This window comes from Paralimibaculum aggregatum (genome assembly GCF_030270585.1).
GTDB classification, from domain to species: Bacteria; Pseudomonadota; Alphaproteobacteria; order Rhodobacterales; family Rhodobacteraceae; genus Thermohalobaculum; species Thermohalobaculum aggregatum.
Map to the genome: position 1 here is coordinate 1 of NZ_BSYI01000026.1, position 17,147 is coordinate 17,147.

Annotated in this window: 8 protein-coding genes; 7 read left to right on the forward strand and 1 reads right to left on the reverse strand. The window is 70.1% G+C overall.

From position 1 onward, the window contains the following. Positions 1 to 5,712 (reverse strand): beta strand repeat-containing protein (locus tag QSJ97_RS15490; protein WP_285672743.1); only part of this gene is annotated, 5,712 nt, incomplete at its 3' end. A 258-nt stretch (positions 5,713 to 5,970) separates the two neighbouring features. On the opposite strand from QSJ97_RS15490, the gene QSJ97_RS15495 reads away from it, so the two are divergent. The 7 genes from QSJ97_RS15495 (at position 5,971) to QSJ97_RS15525 (ending at position 17,141) form a co-directional block, all read left to right on the forward strand. After that, positions 5,971 to 6,477, forward strand: a complete 507-nt coding sequence (locus tag QSJ97_RS15495) for a hypothetical protein (RefSeq protein ID WP_285672744.1) — start codon at positions 5,971 to 5,973, stop codon at positions 6,475 to 6,477. Between the two features lie 2 nt (positions 6,478 to 6,479). Then, positions 6,480 to 7,139, forward strand: coding sequence for a response regulator transcription factor (locus tag QSJ97_RS15500; protein ID WP_285672745.1), 660 nt, complete (start codon positions 6,480 to 6,482; stop codon positions 7,137 to 7,139). A 5-nt stretch (positions 7,140 to 7,144) separates the two neighbouring features. Continuing rightward, entirely contained in the window at positions 7,145 to 8,467 is a 1,323-nt protein-coding gene (locus QSJ97_RS15505; protein ID WP_285672746.1) for a sensor histidine kinase, read from the forward strand. A 127-nt stretch (positions 8,468 to 8,594) separates the two neighbouring features. Next, positions 8,595 to 10,883 carry a peroxidase family protein gene (locus QSJ97_RS15510; protein WP_285672747.1) on the forward strand — a complete coding sequence of 763 codons (2,289 nt, stop codon included), beginning with the start codon at positions 8,595 to 8,597 and terminating at the stop codon, positions 10,881 to 10,883. Between the two features lie 254 nt (positions 10,884 to 11,137). Then, positions 11,138 to 11,665, forward strand: a complete 528-nt coding sequence (locus QSJ97_RS15515) for a hypothetical protein (RefSeq protein ID WP_285672748.1) — start codon at positions 11,138 to 11,140, stop codon at positions 11,663 to 11,665. Positions 11,666 to 11,677: 12 nt separating this feature from the next. After that, positions 11,678 to 14,446, forward strand: coding sequence for a hypothetical protein (locus QSJ97_RS15520; RefSeq protein WP_285672749.1), 2,769 nt, complete (start codon positions 11,678 to 11,680; stop codon positions 14,444 to 14,446). 16 nt (positions 14,447 to 14,462) lie between these two features. Beyond that, entirely contained in the window at positions 14,463 to 17,141 is a 2,679-nt protein-coding gene (locus QSJ97_RS15525) for a hypothetical protein (RefSeq protein WP_285672750.1), read from the forward strand. The last annotated feature ends 6 nt before the right edge of the window (positions 17,142 to 17,147 follow it).

The window sequence follows — 17,147 nt, forward strand, 5'->3', positions numbered from 1 at the left end:
ATCCCCGTCAATCCGCTGCTCGAAGAGGAAGAGATAGGACACCACGTCGTCGAACCTGCCCTCGAGGCTGCCATCGATCGTGACGACCCGCATCGCATCGCCGAACGCCACGGCCAGCGGGGCGAGCTTCAGCGTGCCCGCAAGCCGGGCATCGCCGCGGATCGTGAGGATGTCGCCGCCTTCCGCCGGCAGCGGCGCCTCGAGCGTGGCGCCGCTGCCCTGCGTGAAGTCTCCGATCACCTCGAGCCGGTCGCCGAGCAGGATCAGCCCGTCGTTCCGGATGTCGCCGGCATAGAGCGTGGCGTCGCGGAGCGTGCCGCCGGCCATGTTGTGGACCTGCATCGCCGCGGTGCCGGCGATCGCCGCCGCCGGGGCCGCGGCGGCCTGCTGGTCGATGATCCCGGTGCCGGTCGAGCCGTCCGCGTAGAGGCCATAGATGCTGCCCGAGACCGTTGCGCCGCTCTCCACCACCACCTGCAGCCCGTCATCGTTCTGCTCCGACTCGCCGAGATAGAGGATGGCATAGGAGCTCGAGCCCTCCGGATCGTCCACCGCGACGGTCGCGCCCTGGCGCACCGTGACGCGGTTGGTCGGCACGCCCTGGCCGTCGCGGATGCTGCCGCCGACCACCTTGATCCCGGCGCTGTCGTTCTGCGGCGTCTGCAACAGGATCACTTCGGAGCCGACATCGACGGTGATCGGCCCGCCGCCGTCCGGCCCGACGCTCTGCGCGAAGATCGGCGAGGCGTAGATGCTGTCGACGATGATCGGCGCGGTGGTGGTGATCGTGACCGGGCCGCCGCTGCCGGTGCTGTCGCCGCCGCCGGTCGAGCCCGCGATGGGCAGGGCGGACGAGCTGGAGCCGGCGAAGCCGCCACCGCCGCCGATCGACTGGGCGAAGATGCCGTAGGCGTTCCACCGGCCGCTGACGCTGATTGCCGCGGCGCTGTCGATGGTCACGGCCCCGCCATCGCCAAAGGAGGCGGTCTCGCCGTCGATATCGGTGGTGATCGGGTCGAACTCGACGGCGCCCGCGATGCCGCCGCCGCCGCCGATCGACTGCGCGACGATGCCATGTGCCGCAACGCCCTCGGTGCTGATCGTGCCGCCGGAGAGAGTCACGGATACGTCGCCGCCGGTGCCGTCGCCGTTCCCGAGGGTGGCGGAGGTGTTGTACTGGTTGAGGGTCGGCGCAAAGCCGCCGCCGCCGCCGATCGACTGGGCAAGGATGCCGTAGGCGGCGGTGCCGCGGGTGGCGATGTCGACCGTGCCGGAATAGCTGACCGTGCCGGCCTCGGCGGTGCCGCCGTCGATGGTGCCGTTGCCGGTGGCGATGGTGGTCTCGACATAGCCGGGCTCGCCGAGCTGTGTGGAGTCTTCGTCGAGGGCGGTGATCTGAGCCACCAGCGCATTGCCCATCAGCGAGGTGCCGCCGCCGCCGGCGATGGACTGGAGCACCATGGCCGGAGCGTCCATGCCGAGGGTGGTGATTGCGGCCGGACCGGTTGCGCTGACGGTGCCGGCGTCCTGGTTGTCCGGCCCGTCGGCGCCCGAGAAGCCGAGCTGGGTGATGCCGAGGATGCGGTCGGAGCCGGAGCCGCCGTCGCCGCCGCCGCCGCCGATCGACTGCACCAGCGCGCCGAAGGCGCCGTAGCCCTGGGTGGCGATGCTGTTGCCCTCGCCGAAGCTCAGGTTCGCGGGGCCGCCATTGCCGCCCTGACCGCCTTCGCCGCCGAGGTTCATCTGGATGCTGGTGCCGGATTCGCTGCCCTGCGAGGAGACGCCGCCGCCGACACCGCCGCCGCCGCCGATCGACTGCACCACCACGCCGTCGGCATGGTCGCCCAGGGTGGAGATCGTGCCGGACTGGGTGAACGAGGCGCTGCCGCCGTCGCCGCCGGTGCCGCCGGCGCCGCCCATGCTGACGGTGAAGTCCATCCACAGGCTCACGTTCTTCAGGTTGCGCACCTGGGTGAGGGTGTTGCTGGCCTCCTTCAGGCGGTCGACATCGTTGCTGATCGCGCCGCCGAGCCCGCCGCCGCCGCCGATCGACTGCACGAGCACGCCGTCCGCGCCGCCGCCATAGGTGGTGATCAGGCCGTCGTTCCGGCCGCCGGCGCTGCTGCCATTGCCGCCCTCGCCGCCGGTCTGGCCGAGCTTGATCTTGAACTTGAGGCTGGGCAGCGTCTTGACGACGCCGCCGGCCGGAAACTTGAAGCCGAGCGAGCCGCCCTGCGAGATGCCGCCGCCGCCGCCGATCGACTGCGCCACGAGGCCGCGCGCCTCCGAGCCATTGGTGGTGACGGTGCTCGTCTCGCCGAGGGTCACGGTGCCGCTGCCGCCGCTGCCGCCGCTGCCGCCGGTGGCGCCGAGCGCGAGGTCGACCGCGAGGCCGAAGCCGCTGGAGAACGGGTAGGAGTTGGTCGAGCCCGGGCCCGCGACACCGCCGCCGGCGCCGACCGACTGCGCGACCATGGCGTTCGAGAAGTCGTCCCAGGTGATGATCTGGCTGCCCTCGGCGGCGCTTGCGCTGGCCGTGTGCCCGTCGCCGCCGCCGCCGCCATCGGCGCCGAGCACGAAGTTGACCTTGCCGCTGTAGGTGTTGCTCGACTTGCGCAGGGCGTTGATCGCGGAGGCGCTGCCGGCGATGCCGCCGCCGCCGCCGATCGACTGCGCGAGCAGGCCGAAGCCGCTGTCGCCGCGGGTCTCGACCGTGATGCCGGAGAGGTCGATGCTGCCGGTGCCGCCCGAGCCGCCCGAGCCGCCGACGCCGCCGGCGCTGGCGCTGAACGCTAGGCCGGCAGAGAGGCTGGCCGTGCCGATCGCCTGGGTGAAGGCGCGGGAGATGCTGGAGCCGCCGACACCGCCGCCGCCGCCGATCGACTGCGCGACGATGCCGTGCGCGTCGGTGGTGTCGTCGGTATCGTCGGTGCCCGTGACGATCGTGCCCGCGGTGTCGAGCACCACGCTCGCGGTGCCGCCACTGCCGCCGAGCCCGCCATCGCCGCCCACCGCGGCCGCGAGGGACAGGCCGAAATCGATCGTGTTGGCGATGGCGTTGCCGCCGGTGCCGCCGCCGCCGCCGATCGACTGCGTGAGGATGCCGATGGCGTGGTCGCCCGCGGTGCTGATCGTGGTGGAGCCGCTGCTCTGGCTGTTGATGATCTCCACCTTGGCGGTGCCACCATGGCCGCCGCCCTGGTCGCTGTCGGACGGGTCGCTGTCGGCGCCGCCGGCGATCTGCACCGAGACGATCCCGATATCCGTGCCGGTCGCGTCGCCGCCCGAGCCGCCGCCGCCGCCGATCGACTGTACGAAAAGCGCGTGGGAATTGTAGCCCGAGGTTGTCACCCTGTAGTCGTTGTTCAGCGTCCCGCGGTCCGGGAGGGCGATCTCCGCCGTGCCGCCGTCGCCGCCCTGGCCGCCATCGCCGCCGACACCGACCGCCGGGATGATGACGCTGAAGTCGAAGGCGTCGCCGCCATTGCCGCCGCCGCCGCCGATCGACTGGAGCTGCACGCCGTAGCTGTAGTCGCCCGCCGTATCGACATAGAGCCCGTAGTTCTGCTCGCTGTCGGGCGAGCCGAGCTTGACATGGCCGCCATCGCCGCCGGTGCCGCCGGCGCCGCCGACCGAGACGATGCCGCCGGTGCTGCCGCCATTGCCGCCGCCACCGCCGATGGATTGCGCGAGCAGGCCGATGGATGCGTCCCCGGAGGTGCTGGAGAGGAGGTCCGAGGAGAGGTCGATGAAACCGCCTCCCCCGCCATAGCCGCCGGCGCCGCCGATCACGAAGAGCCCGGTCTGGTTGCTGTCGCTGGTGGCGTCGCCGCCGCCACCGGCGATCGACTGGAACAGCATGCCATGGGCGTAATCGCCGAGGGTTACCGCCGTGATCGTGCCGTCGGTCGAGATCGTGCCGCCGGCGCCGCCATTGCCGCCCACGGTGTCGGCCCCCGGGGTGTTGATGAAGGCGAAGCCGGCCTCGGCATCGCCGGCCACGCCGCCCGCGCTCTCGAGGTGGATCGCATGGGAGGAGACGCCATGGGTCGTCACCACCGAGGCGCCATCGGCGGCGAGCCTGATCGTCCCGCCGGGCGCGCCGGAGCCCGCGCTGGTATCGCCGACATTGATCACGGTGAACTGGTCGTCGCTGTAGGCCCCGCCATTGCCGCCGAACGAGAGCCCGACGAGCCCGCGCGCATTGTCGCCCAGCGTCTCGATGTCGGTCATGTAGAGCTCGAAATTCAGCGGGCCAACATCGCCGCCATTTCCGCCGCTCGATTCGTTGATGCCGTAGCCGCCCTTGCCGCCGTGCAGCTCGCCCATGACGCCGACGATATGGTCGCCATCGGTCGTGATGGTTCCGGTCGAGAGGTTGATGAACGAGGTCTGCAGCGGGTCGCCCGCGCCGTCGGAGGAGCTGGCATCGCCGCCCCTGCCGCCATCCGCCGAGGACACCGCATCGGCCGAGCCCGGCCCGGCACCGCCATCGCCGCCGACGCTGAGGAGATAGATCCCCGCCGAGCGGTCCGAATAGATGCGCCCGGGGACGCCCGGCTTGGGATCGGCCGCCGGCGGGGTGCGCAGCGGCGTGTAGCTCGGCGCGGCGAGCCCGTGGGCGGTGACCGTGATGTCGCCCGAATGGACGATCTCGATATTGTCGGCGGTGCCACCCTGGCCGCCGGCGTCGGAGCCGTCATAGGAATACCAGTAGGCATGGCCGGCCACGGTCGCGGCATAGATCCCGCGCACGCCCTGCGAGATCGTGCCGAGGCTGCCGGTCATGTCGAGGGTGATGTCGCCGCTGTTGGTCACATAGACCTGGTTGGCCTGGCCTCCGGCCGAGGCATCCTCGCCGCCGGAGCCGGCCATCGCCTCCGCCCCGATGCCCCATAGCGCGCTGGCGACCGCGCCTTCGAGGCGGATGTCGCCCGAGTTGTCGATGCGCACGAAGTTCACGTCGCCACCATCGCCGCCGAACTGGTCGTCGCCGGCGGCGCTGTCCTGCCGGCCGCCGCTGCCGCCATAGGTCGCGGCATAGATGCCGATGCCGGCATTGGGAAAATCGGTGTCGAGCGTGATCGCGCCGCTGTTGGTGATCCTGGCATAGTCGGCGCCGCCGCCATGGCCGCCATCGCCGCCAGAGACGTCGCTGCCTTCGTCGGCATTGCCGCCATTGCCGCCGAAGGAGCCGATGGTGATCCCGCCGATGAAGGCGTCGGAGGCGAGATAGCCCAGCGTGCCACCGGAGCTGGGCGGGACGTCGAAGCTGATATCGGTCGCCGTGAGGGGGGCCTGGTTCTGCACCTCGACCGAGCCGCCGTCGCCGCCGCGGGTTGCGTCGTCATTGCGGTCGGCGGAGCCATCCGCAGCCCAGGAATAGAAGGAGATGAGCCCCAGCCGGGTCTCGCTGTCGGCGCCAACGTCTCCGGATAGCGTGATGGGCGTCGTGTTGAGGTTCTTGAAGAGATAGTCCTGACCTGCTGTGCCAGGCTCGCCGTCCTTCGCGGCGGGCTTGGTATAGGACAGCATGAACCAGGTGCCGGGGTCGTTCTCGCAGCCGCTGGCCTGGGTGATGGTCGCCGAGGTGCAGCTCGCCTGGGCAGGGGCGGAGATCGCCAGCGCCAGCACCGAACTGGTGGTCAGCAGCGCGAGCTGCACGGGTAGGAGGCGGAAATTGCACCGGGATGACTGGGCGCGTCGCGTCATGGCAGTATGTCCTCGCTCATTGCAGCAGCAGGCCGGGTGCCGGTCTCCCGGCCGGCGCCCGCGCGGAAACTAATCCGAAATACATCCGATTCCCAACCGTATTTCGAGAATACTTTTCCGGGCTGCCGCGATCGCTGGCAGACGCCCCGGGCACCGCTGGCAAGGCTTGTTCAGGGCCCGTTCAGCCGCTACCCGATAGGGTGGGGGTTCGCAGGCGCGGGGCTCGGGCCGTCGGTGAAACAGGTGCCGGAAGAGACGATGGCGGGCATCCGCGATCTCACATTGATTCTCGGGCTCGCCGGCGCAGTGGTGTCCGGCGACCCTTCGGCGGCCGACGACAGCGGCAGGCACGCGGAGGCGGGCGCTTTCGCGCAGCTTCTCGAGGCGGCGCAGCAGGCGGTTCCGGGAGGTGTTCTGATCGACGCGCAGGCGAGCGAGCGTGCCGGCAAGCCGGTGCTCGACTTCCTGTTCCTGCGCGACGGGGTGGATCTCGTCTCGGTGGAGATCGAGACGGAGACGGGGCGGATCGCGGGCATTCATGGCAATGGCTCCGACGCGCCGGGCGGCCCCTCGGGTAGTGCCTCGCCGGGCGCGCGCGGCGCGGGCGGGCAGCCGGGCGGCCCCGGCAGCGAGGCTGGTGCAGGGCCGGGCGGCAGTCCGGGAGGTGGCCCGGGTGCCGGGCCTGGCGGGGCCGGCCCCGGTGGCGGCGGCCCGGGCGGCGGCGGTCCCGGTGGCGGCGGTGGCGGCGGCGGGAGTGGGAGATAGCCATGCGGGTGCTGCTGGTCGATGACGAGGCGGATCTGGCCGAGCAGGTGCGCGCGGCGCTGGAGGATGCCGGCATCACCGTCGATCTCGCCGGTGACGGGGAGGATGCCCAGCATCTCGGCGCAACCGAGTGCTATGCCTGCATCGTGCTCGATCTCGGCCTGCCGCGGCTCGACGGCGTCTCGGTGCTGCGCAGCTGGCGTGCCGAGGGCATCGCGACGCCGGTGCTCATCCTGACCGCGCGGAGCAGCTGGCAGCAGCGGGTCGAGGGACTTAACGCCGGGGGCGACGACTATCTCACCAAGCCGTTCCACATCGAGGAGCTGATCGCCCGGATCAGGGCGCTGGTGCGGCGGAGCGCCGGCGCGGCGGACCCGGTGCTGCGCGCCGGAGATATCGAGCTCGACACCGTCGCGATGAGCGTGCGCGCCGCCGGCCTGCCGGTGAGCCTCACGGCCCATGAGCTGAAGGTGCTGCTGACGCTGATGCTCCAGCCCGGCCAGGTCCACGGCAAGGCGGATCTCGCGGCGGCGGTCTACGGCTACTTCGAGGAGCGCGACAGCAACACTATCGAGGCCTTTGTCGGGCGGCTCCGGCGCAAGCTCGGCGCGGGGGCGATCGAGACGGTGCGCGGGCTCGGCTACCGCATCGCGTCGGGATGAGAGCGGTGCGAAACCGGTCGCTGCGCGTCCGGGTGCTGATCGTGGCGGCGCTCTGGATCACGGTGGCGCTCGGCGCCGGGGGCTACGCGATCTACGAGGTGTTCCGCGCCTCGGCGCTGCGCCAGTTCGACCTGCGCCTCGAGGAGGAGCTGGCGCTGCTGCGCGTTGCCGTGGCGCGGGTGCCGGAGGACCCGGGGCGGCGGATGACCTCGCCGGCCTTCTCGCGAGTCTATTCGGGACACTACTGGCAGGCGCAGGCGGCGGGGGCGGCGCCGGTCGCCTCGCGCTCGCTCTGGGATGCGCGTCTGCCGCTCGGGCAGCTCGAAAGGAATGCGGCGCGCCTCGCGGTGGCGGGGCCGGCCGGGCAGCGGCTGCGGATGCTGGCCAGCCGGCTGCGCACGCCGGACGGGCGGGCATGGCGCATCGCCGTGGCGGCGGATCTGGCGGATCTCGAGCGCGAGATGCGGGCGCTCAGGCGCGGGCTGCTGGTGCCTGCGCTCGGGCTGGTGCTGGCGCTGGTGGCCTCCGCCGTGGTGATGCTGCAGACCTCGCTCGGGCCGCTGCGGGAGCTGCGGCGCCGGGTGCGGGCGGCGCAGATGGCCGACCGGGTCGCCCCGGCCGAGGATTTCCCGAGCGAGGTCGCGCCGCTGGTGGAGGACCTCAACGCGATGGTCCGCAAGAACGCGATGCTGCGCGAGAAGGGGCGGGTGCAGGCGGCCAGCCTCGCCCATGCGCTGAAGACCCCGGCGGCGATCCTGCAGAACGAGCTCGACAAGGCGCGCCGCGGCGGCGCCATCGACCTGCAGCTCGCCGACGAGGCGATCGCGCGCATCAGCGCCTCGGCCGAGCGTCACCTGGCCGATGCCGCCCCGGGTGCCGCCGCCCTGCCGGACCACGAGCGCACGGATGCCGGCGCGGTGCTCGCGGAGGTCTGCCGGGCGCTGCGGCGGCTGTTTCCGGCGATCCGCTTCGAAGAGCAGATGGCGTCCCCGGTCGCCCTGCCGATCCCGGCTGCCGACCTGCAGGAGATCCTCGGCAACCTGCTCGAGAATGCCGGCAAATGGGCGGATGGCCGGGTCGTGGCGCGCCTCTCGGCGGCAGAGGGCCGGGCCGAGCTGGCGATCGCCGACGATGGCCCCGGCATCCCCGCGGCGATGCGCGCCGAGGTGCTCGAGGAAGGTGTGCGGCTCGACCCGTCGGTCCGCGGCTCGGGGCTCGGGCTGGCGATCGTGCGCGATCTCGTCGAGCGCTATCGCGGCCGGCTCACGCTCGGCGAGGCGGCACTCGGCGGGCTCGAGATCCGGGTCGTGTTTCCGCAGACCGACTGATCCCTCGGCCGAGATGAACGGCGCCTGAACGGCCGGTTCAGCATTGGTTCAAGCGGCCTCCGCTATGGCTGCCTTCCATCGGAATTCCGACGCGGAGCAGGCGTCGAAGATGAGAAGGACCAGCAGGATGGCTTGGATCTCGGCCTTTGATCGGATCAGGAACGCGCTCGCCGGGATGCCGGTCGGGCTGCAGTCGGGCGATGCGGAGGACATGGCGGCGGCGGCGGCCCCGGCGGAGGGGGGGGAGACCGACACGCCCGTGCCGGTCGCCCGCCAGTCTGCGGCGGGAGACATCCCGGTGAACCGGGCCGGCGACGCACCGGCGGCCGCGGCACCGGCGCCGGAGCTGCCGGACGCGGGCGACACCGGGCAGGAGGCGCTCCGCATGCCGCAGCAACGCCCCGCAGCGGGGCAGGGAGGCGGCGCCGACCGCGACCTCCCCGCAGGCCCGGACAATGCCGGCGGGCCGCGCGAGATCGGCGCCCCCGCTGGGGGCGAGGGCCGCGGCCAGGGCAGCCAGGGCGGCCGCGACATGCGGAGCGCGCCCGGTCCCGGCGAGATCGTCACCCGCAGCATCGACGGCTCCGGTAACAATGCCGAGCATGCGGACTGGGGCGCCGTCGGCCAGGAGCTGCTGCGCCTCGCCCCGGCCAACTACGCGGACGGCATCGGCGAGATGGTCACCGACCTGCCGAACGCACGCGAGATCTCCAATGCCGTGGTGGCGCAGGAGGACGAGATCGAGAACAGCTTTGGCGCCAGCGACTTCCTTTGGGCCTGGGGTCAGTTCATCGACCACGACATCACGCTGACCGAGGGTGGCGATACCGAGTTCGCCCCGATCGCGGTGCCGGAGGGCGACGCCGTCTTCGCCGAGGGCGGGGTGATCGTGTTCAGCCGGGTGACTCCGGAGGAGGGGACCGGCGAGGACAGCCTGCGCGAATATGTGAACGAGGTCACCGCCTTCCTCGATGCCAGCATGATCTACGGCTCGGATGCCGAGACCGCCGAGGCGCTGCGCGATGGCGCCTATCTGCTGCTCGACGCGGATGGCAACCTGCTGCTCACCGACGACGGCGGCGTGCTGGCCGGCGAGGTCCGCGCCGCGGAGAACATCGCGCTGACCTCGATGCAGACGCTGTTTGCCCGCGAGCACAATCGCTGGGTGGACGAGCTGGCCGAGCGTTTCCCCGAGCTCTCCGATGACGAGCTCTTCGACGCGGCCCGGATGCGGGTGGAGGCCGAGATCCAGGCGATCACCTTCAACGAGTTCCTGCCGCTGCTGGTCGGCGAGGACGCGATCGCGGACTATGAGGGCTATGACGCGAGCGTGAACCCGGGCATCGCCGTGGAGTTCTCCGCCGCTGCCTTCCGCTTCGGCCATTCGCTGCTCTCCTCGGAGCTGCTGCGCCTGGAGGAAGACGGGAGCAGCATCGAGGCCGGCTCCATCGCGTTGCAGGACGCCTTCTTCAACCCATCGGAAATCACCGAGAACGGCGGCATCGATCCGCTCCTGCGCGGCCTCGCCGGCAGCACGGCGCAGGAGCTCGATACGCAGATCGTCGAGGATGTGCGCTCCTTCCTCTTCGCTGCCGATGGCGAGGCGGGGCTCGATCTCGCGGCGATCAACATCCAGCGCGGGCGCGACCTTGGCGTGGCGAGCTACAACGACCTGCGCGAGGCGCTGGGGCTCGAGCGCGCCGAGAGTTTCGCCGACATCACCTCGGACGCCGATCTCGCGGCGGAGCTCGAGGCGCTCTACGGCGATGTCGATCTCGTGGATGCCTGGATCGGCGGGCTGGCCGAGGACCCCTATGGCGACGGCATGCTGGGCGAGACCTTCTCGCTGGTGATCATCGACCAGTTCACCCGGATCCGCGACGGCGACGCCTACTGGAGCGAGGCCGGGCAGTTCTCCGACAGGGAGCTCGACGCGCTCTGGGACACCACGCTGGCCGATGTCATCGAGGCGAACACCGATATCGGTTCGGTGCAGGACAATGTCTTCCTCGCCTATACCCGGCTCGGCGGCGACGAGGCCGACAACCTGCTGGTGGGCAGCACGGGCCGCGACCTGATCCTCGGCGAAGGCGGTGACGATACGCTGGAGGGCAGCGCCGGCGACGACCAGCTCGAGGGCGGCGACGGGGCCGACCGGCTCGACGGCGGCGCAGGCGACGATCTCCTCTATGGCGGCGCCGGGGCGGATGTCTTCGTCTTCGTCGAGGGCGGTGACGACGTCATCGCCGATTTCGAGGCCGGGATCGACAGCCTCGAGATCGGCTTCGAGATCGATGCCGGCATGCTGGCCTTCGAGGGCGGCAACGTGGTGCTGCAGATCGACGAGGACACGAGCGTGACCTGGCTCGATGCCTCGCTCGACGACGTGACCTTCGATCTCTTCGGCATGGGCTGACGGAGGCGGGGACGGTTCCCGGCGGGGTGGTGCGCCCCGGCCGGGGGCCTGGCGGCGAGGAATGCACCCATCGCCGCCAGGCCGCCTTGCAGGCCGGCCGACAATGCAGGGCCGCAGGATCGGGGAACCGTGCGCCCGACCGCAGCCCCGCTCTGGGCAAGTGAATTTCCCGAGCCGCTCTTTCCGCCTTGCAAGCCCGCGCGCCTTGGCGTTCGATACCAGGGCGGTTGGCGAACACGGCGCGGAGGCTACCGATGCCACGTATCGAGCTGGAGCCCGAAGTCGATTCCTGGGTGGACGAGGTCTTCGGTGTCACGGCGCTCGGGAAACGCGCGCCGCCGGATCCGGACCCGGAGACATCCGAAAGACCGGTCTCCCTGGTGCGGCTCGGCAAGGCGCGGATCGAATGGATCGCGGTGCGCCGTGCCGCCGCGCGCGATATTTCCCTGCTGAAGGACGCGATCCGCCAGAAATATGCCGCTTTTCCCGGCGTGAGCAATCGGGTCGAGAGCGCTCTCGGCAAGCTCGACACGGTGATCGAGACACTGAACGAGAACCTGCAGGACCAGCTCGACGAACTGCTGAACGCAGACGGCACGGAGGCGCGCAAGCGCATCGCCGCCAAGGTTCGGGTCACCGCCTCGAAATTCGATAGCTATGCCGCGTCCGACAGCGTCGCGGCCAGCATCGACGGCACCGCCTATCTCCCCTCGACACGGGTGATCGGGCCGGTCCGCGCCAAGCTCGCGGACATCCTGTCGGCGCTCGGCGCCATCGACTGAGGGGAAACGCACATGACCACGAGCGTCGAGACCGGCACATCCTTCTTCGAGCAGGCACGGCGGAAGCTCTTCGAGACCCTGGTCCAGCCGCTCCGGAAGCTGCAGTCCGACCCGTTGCATGCAAGCCTCGGGCTGCCCGAGGAGAGCGAGCTCACGCCGAAGGATGTCGAGGAGATCCTCAGGACCGTCGATCTCGCCGATGAGGAGGACGAGCTTCCGGAGAACGAGGCCAGCCGGCTGGCCGAGACCATCGAGGACTGGCTCGCCGGGCTGGTCTCCGAGCAGATCGCGCTCAGCCTGCTGATCGTCGCGAAGGGCGACATGCTGGTGAAGTCCGGCCGGCCGCATGATCGCGTGCCGGCAGATCTGATGGCCCGCGCGCAGAAGGCATTCGGCGAGATCGAGAAGCTGCTCGTCCAGCTTCGCGGCGAGGCGGCGAATCTTGCGCGGCAGCTCGACGGCTCGATGGGCGTGAGCAAGCGCACCGAGCTCGAGCACGCGGTCGGGCAGCTCGAGAAGGATGCCAAGCGGATCGCCGACGGGATACCGCTGGTCGCGCCGCCGATCGAGCAGGCGCTGGTCGAGGCGGTGAAGGGCGCGACCGAGGCCTATGCGAAGTATCTCTTCCTGCCCAAGCCCGTGATACTCAGGCCCGAGGGGGGGGTGCAGTTCGTGCCGGAACCGGAGCCCGAGCCGGAGCCGGTCACCTATCCCGAGGGCCTTGGCGGCCGGCTGATGAAGGCGATCGACGGGTTCTCCCAGCGGCTGACCGAGATCCGCAAGGATGCCGGCGCGGCGATCGAGGAGAAGGCCGACATGCTGACCAAGGCGGGCCCCGAACATGCCAAGCTGCCGGCGGTGCTGGTCAAGCGGCTCGACAGCATGGTGGAGAGCGCTCGCAATGCGCTCGGCGTGCTGCGCTCGACCGCCGCGAGCTATGCCGAGGAGGAGCCGGAGGTCCCGAGCCACAAGCACTCCCAGTGGCTGGAGGACCGCGAACCGACCCGCGACGAGATCGACCGCCAGGGCGAGCAGATCGAGAAGATCGAGCGCTCGCTCAAGAGCCTGCTCGAGCAGGCGGTGAGCCGGGCGGCGGAGGATTACCGTCTCTTCGAGCAGCGCAACCGGCTGGCCGAGACGGAATTTGCCAAGGCGCTGTCGCAGCTCCGCCCGATCCTCGAGGCGGTGGAAACCTGGGATGCACCGGAAGCGCCCGAGCTGCTCGCCCGGCGCCGGAAGATCGAGGCCGAGGCGCCGAACAACTGGGTGGCGGCGCTGGAGGCGATCCGTGCCGTGCAGCGCGATGCGATCGTCGCCCGCGACGCGATCGAGGACAGGTTCGGCCGATACCGGATCGCGGTCGAGCAGCGCATCGAGCAGGCCGTGGCAAAGCGCAAGGAGAAGGAGGGGCGCACGGTACGGTCGGAGTTCATCCAGGCCATCGAGGCGCCGATCGCGGAGGCGCGGAGCATCCTGGCATCGGGCAAGAACCTCGCCGCGGCCACCGCCGCGATGGATCTGGCCAACGAAGCCTATGACGCCGCGGCCGAACTGGTCGCCGCGATCGACAAGCTCGACGAGATCGAGCCGCTGCAACGGGATATCGCCAAGGTCCTCGACAAGGGTGCCTACAAGGCGCTGCGGCCGAAGGATCAGGCGGCGCTGAAGGCGCGCTATGCCGAACTGGAGAAGGGCTGGGTCAAGATGAACCCGGACAAGGCCGTGGAGGCCCATGCCGTGCTGAAGGAGGCGGTGCTGGGCACGGGCGACAGCTTCCAGACCCGCTGCGAGGCGCAGGCGAGCTGGGCCAACGAGATGAAGCAGCTGATCAAGGATGCCGAGAAGGCGATCAAGGCGCTCGACACGCTGGCGGCGGCGCATCCCGAGGCCGGCACGCATGGCCGGAAGTATCTCGGCCAGCTCGGCACCGAGCTTGCGGCGATCAAGGCGCTTCATGGCGGTGAGCCCAGCGCCAGCGAGCGGGCCGCGGCGAAGCTCCGGATCCAGTCGATCAAGCGCACGGCGGAGCTCTATGCGCAGCTCACGCCCGAGGATCTCGCACCGGAGAACCGGGAGTCCAACCCGCTCGCCGAGGAGTTCTTCCGCGACCAGAAGGCGGGCGGCGAGACGGCGGCTGCCGAGCTCAAGGCGAAGGAGGATTTCGAGCGGGACCTGAAGGCGCTGAAGATCAAGCATTCCGATTGTGCCTCGGAGGAGAGCGTGAAGGCCGACAAGGGCGAGCACGACGCGATCGGCCGCCAGATCAAGGCGGCCGAGAATGCCGCCAAGTCCGGCGACAATGCCGGCGCCCGGGCCATGCTCAAGCGGGCGCAGCAGCGGCTCGATGCGCTCAAGAACGGCCCGCCGCCGCTCGACAGGGAGAACCTCGGCAAGATCGGCGCGACCTGGAACCATGCGTCGCTGACCTTTCGGGGAAAGTGCGACGACCTCGTGACGGCGGTTCGCGACACGGCGAAGGAAACCCCGCGCGCCGGGGCCGAGCGCGATGTCGAGCTGGCGCTCAAGAGCACGGTGGCGGCGATCAATGCGCTCGATTTCGCGCCGGAGGGCAGGGTGCTCGGCAGTGAAACCTCGAAGGAGGCGGACCGCAAGCGGGCGCGCGAGACCGCGCTCGCCAAGATCCGCCAGGCGAGCACGCTGATCTCGGGCAATCCGGCGGTGCGGCTCGCCGTGGCCAATCCCTTCGGCGTGGATGCCGTGGCAAGCGAGGCCAATTCGGTGATGAAGCAGATCGAGCTCGAAGTGCTGCGCGGCGTCTGAGCCGGGAGGAGAACCGATGACCGAGCTGACCCAGAAGCAGTCCGACTGGCTCGACAAGCTGGGCGCGGCCAAGGCCACCATCCTGCGCGACGCGGCGATCCGCGAGGCCAGGACGAACGCGCTGGAAAGCCTGAAGCTGGTGATGACGCCGGAGGCCCTCGGGGAGATGCGCGAGACGCTCGGCAGCATCCGGGTCGAGACCAAGGGCGAGGGCCTGATGGGCGCGATCAAGGCGCGGCTCGGAATGGTCGAGCAGATCTCGATCCTCGATCCCGGCGGCAACCCGATGAAGGAGATCGACACCTGGGCGCCGGAGGATCTGAAGGCGATCCACGGCCTCACCGACGAGGATATCGGCAAGATCGGCGCGGTGATGGGCAAGCTGATGCACTATTCGGCGGTGCTGCGCGAGATGAAGACCGAGGATGGCGAGCCGATCTTCAGGGACGATGTCGATCTGGCCAACGAGTTCTGGCAGCCGCTGGTGCGCGAGGGGGTGATCCCCGAGAACTTCGTGCCCGACCGCTATTCCGAGGTGACGCGGACGCTCGCCGGCGCCAACGAGCTCTATGACGAGCGGCTGCAGGAATATTCGAAGAGTCTCAGCACGCCGGAGAAGTTCCTGCAGCATCTCGACCTGCCCGTGGCGATCGTCACCGGCGGGCTCAAGATGGCCTCGGCCGGCATGAAGATGGAAGCCGGCATCCGTGCCTTCGGCGCCCATGTCGAGGACGTGAAGGACTTCAAGGTCGGCAAGGAGCTGATCACCAAGGCCGATATCGTCGAGGGCGTCGCCGCCTGCATCGGCTCGCTGAAGAAGGCGGCGGACGAGGCGCTGGTGGCCAAGGATTTCGGCAAGGCCTCGGACAGCTTCATCGCCGGGCTCAAGGCGGTGCTGACGCCGGTGCTCGGCAAGGAGACGACGACGCTGGTGGTGGGGATCTGCACCGCCGCCGCCAAGACTGCCCCCATCGGCAAGGCGATCAAGGAGAAGAAGGTCGGCGATGCCTTCCGCGAGATCGGTGCCGCGGTGGCCGGAGCGCTCGATGCGGCGAGCGGCAGGGCCGAGGTCTGCGGGGACATCGCGACCGGGGTGAAGGAGGGCTTCAAGCTGATGGGCTCTGCCGCCGACACCGTGCAGAAGGCGAAGGCGGGCGAAACCGGCGCGGCCTTCGAGGCCGCGATGACCGGCATCACCGGCGCCGTCGCGGCGGCCGCCAAGGAGATCAACGGCAAGGTGCAGGAGCGCGCGGTCGAGAAGGCGGGGACCGACGAGCAGAAGAAGAAGGCGATCGAGGCGCATTTCGAGGCGATCGACAATGCCATCGAGAAGGGTGGCGAGGGGCTCGAGAAGCTCGAGGAACTGCCGGGCGAGCTGAAGGAGCTGGCCAAGGACGCCGAGGAGAAGACCGACAAGTCGGTGGTCGCCGAACTCGAGGCCCGTGAGCGGGCGGCGCAGGAGAAGGAGCTGGCCGCTCTCCTGACCGAGCCCGACCCGCAGTTCGACGCGATGCTGGCCTATGGGTTCTCCGAGGCGCAGACCGACGAGGAAGGCAACGCGATCACCGAGGAGATGAAGCTCGCCTCGATCGAGAGGCTGATGGCGGAGGTCGCGCGCAACGACAAGATCTACACGCTAGCGACGACGCTGGCGACCGGCGGCGCCGGCGTGGTCGCCAAGTTCATCCCCGGGGTGGGGCTGGCCAAGGTCGGGCTCGAGATGATCTTCGCGATGGGCGAGGCCTATCAGAAGGGCAAGCAGCTCGCGATGTGGATGGAGAACGTGAAGGATGCCGGCACCGCGGCGACAGCGCAGCTTCACGCGATTCGCAACCGCTACAAGCTGCAGAACCAGCAGACCATCGAGGCGCGGGCGCAGGCGGCACTGAAGGCCATCGAGGTGATCGGCGAGGCGATGAAGCTTGCCGCGCATTTCGCTCCCGTCGGCTACGCGGTCGCCGCCGCCGCCGCGGGGGCCGAGGCGGCGCTCGAGACCGCCAAGAAGATCTATGACGCGAACGAGATGCGCAGCGCCTGGAAGATCTACCAGGACGCGATCGCAAATCCGAAGAACCGCAAGCGCGCCCGCGAGGCGATGGAGACCAACCCGACGCTGGCGAAATACGCGCTGGCCTGGGGCGCGCTGAACGACGGCAACGCCATCGCGCAGGAGGCGCTGCGCCGCTGCGGCCTCAATGACCGGACGCTGGCCAATCCGGGCACCAATGTGAACAAGGTGGTCCAGTATCTCGAGCTGATCTACAAGGACGACCCCAAGCTGCTGCGCGCCGTGCCGGTGCGCAAGGACTGGTATCCGGGCAGCATCGAGCTCTCGGTGAAGGGCTGGAACGCCTTCTACAAGGCCGCGCAGGAGAAGGCGAAGCCGAAGCTGGTGGCCTCGGGCGATGTCAGCGGCATCATCGGCGGCCTGTTCGCCGCTTCGAAGGATCGCGAGGCCTTCCTCGCCGCGGCGACCGACGAGGAGCGGCTGCAGCGCGGGCGCAAGGCCCAGGCCACGGCCGAGAAGCTCGTGTCGGCGTTGGCGCGCTTCACCGCGAAGTCGGAGAAGGGCGGCGAGCACGAGGAGATGGCAGGCTATGTCGCGGCGCTTCGGGAACAGGCGATCGAGCAACGCGAGGAATATGCCGCCGCGGTGGCCGAGCTGGAACGCCAGCCCAGCGAGAGCATCGACTGAGCCGGG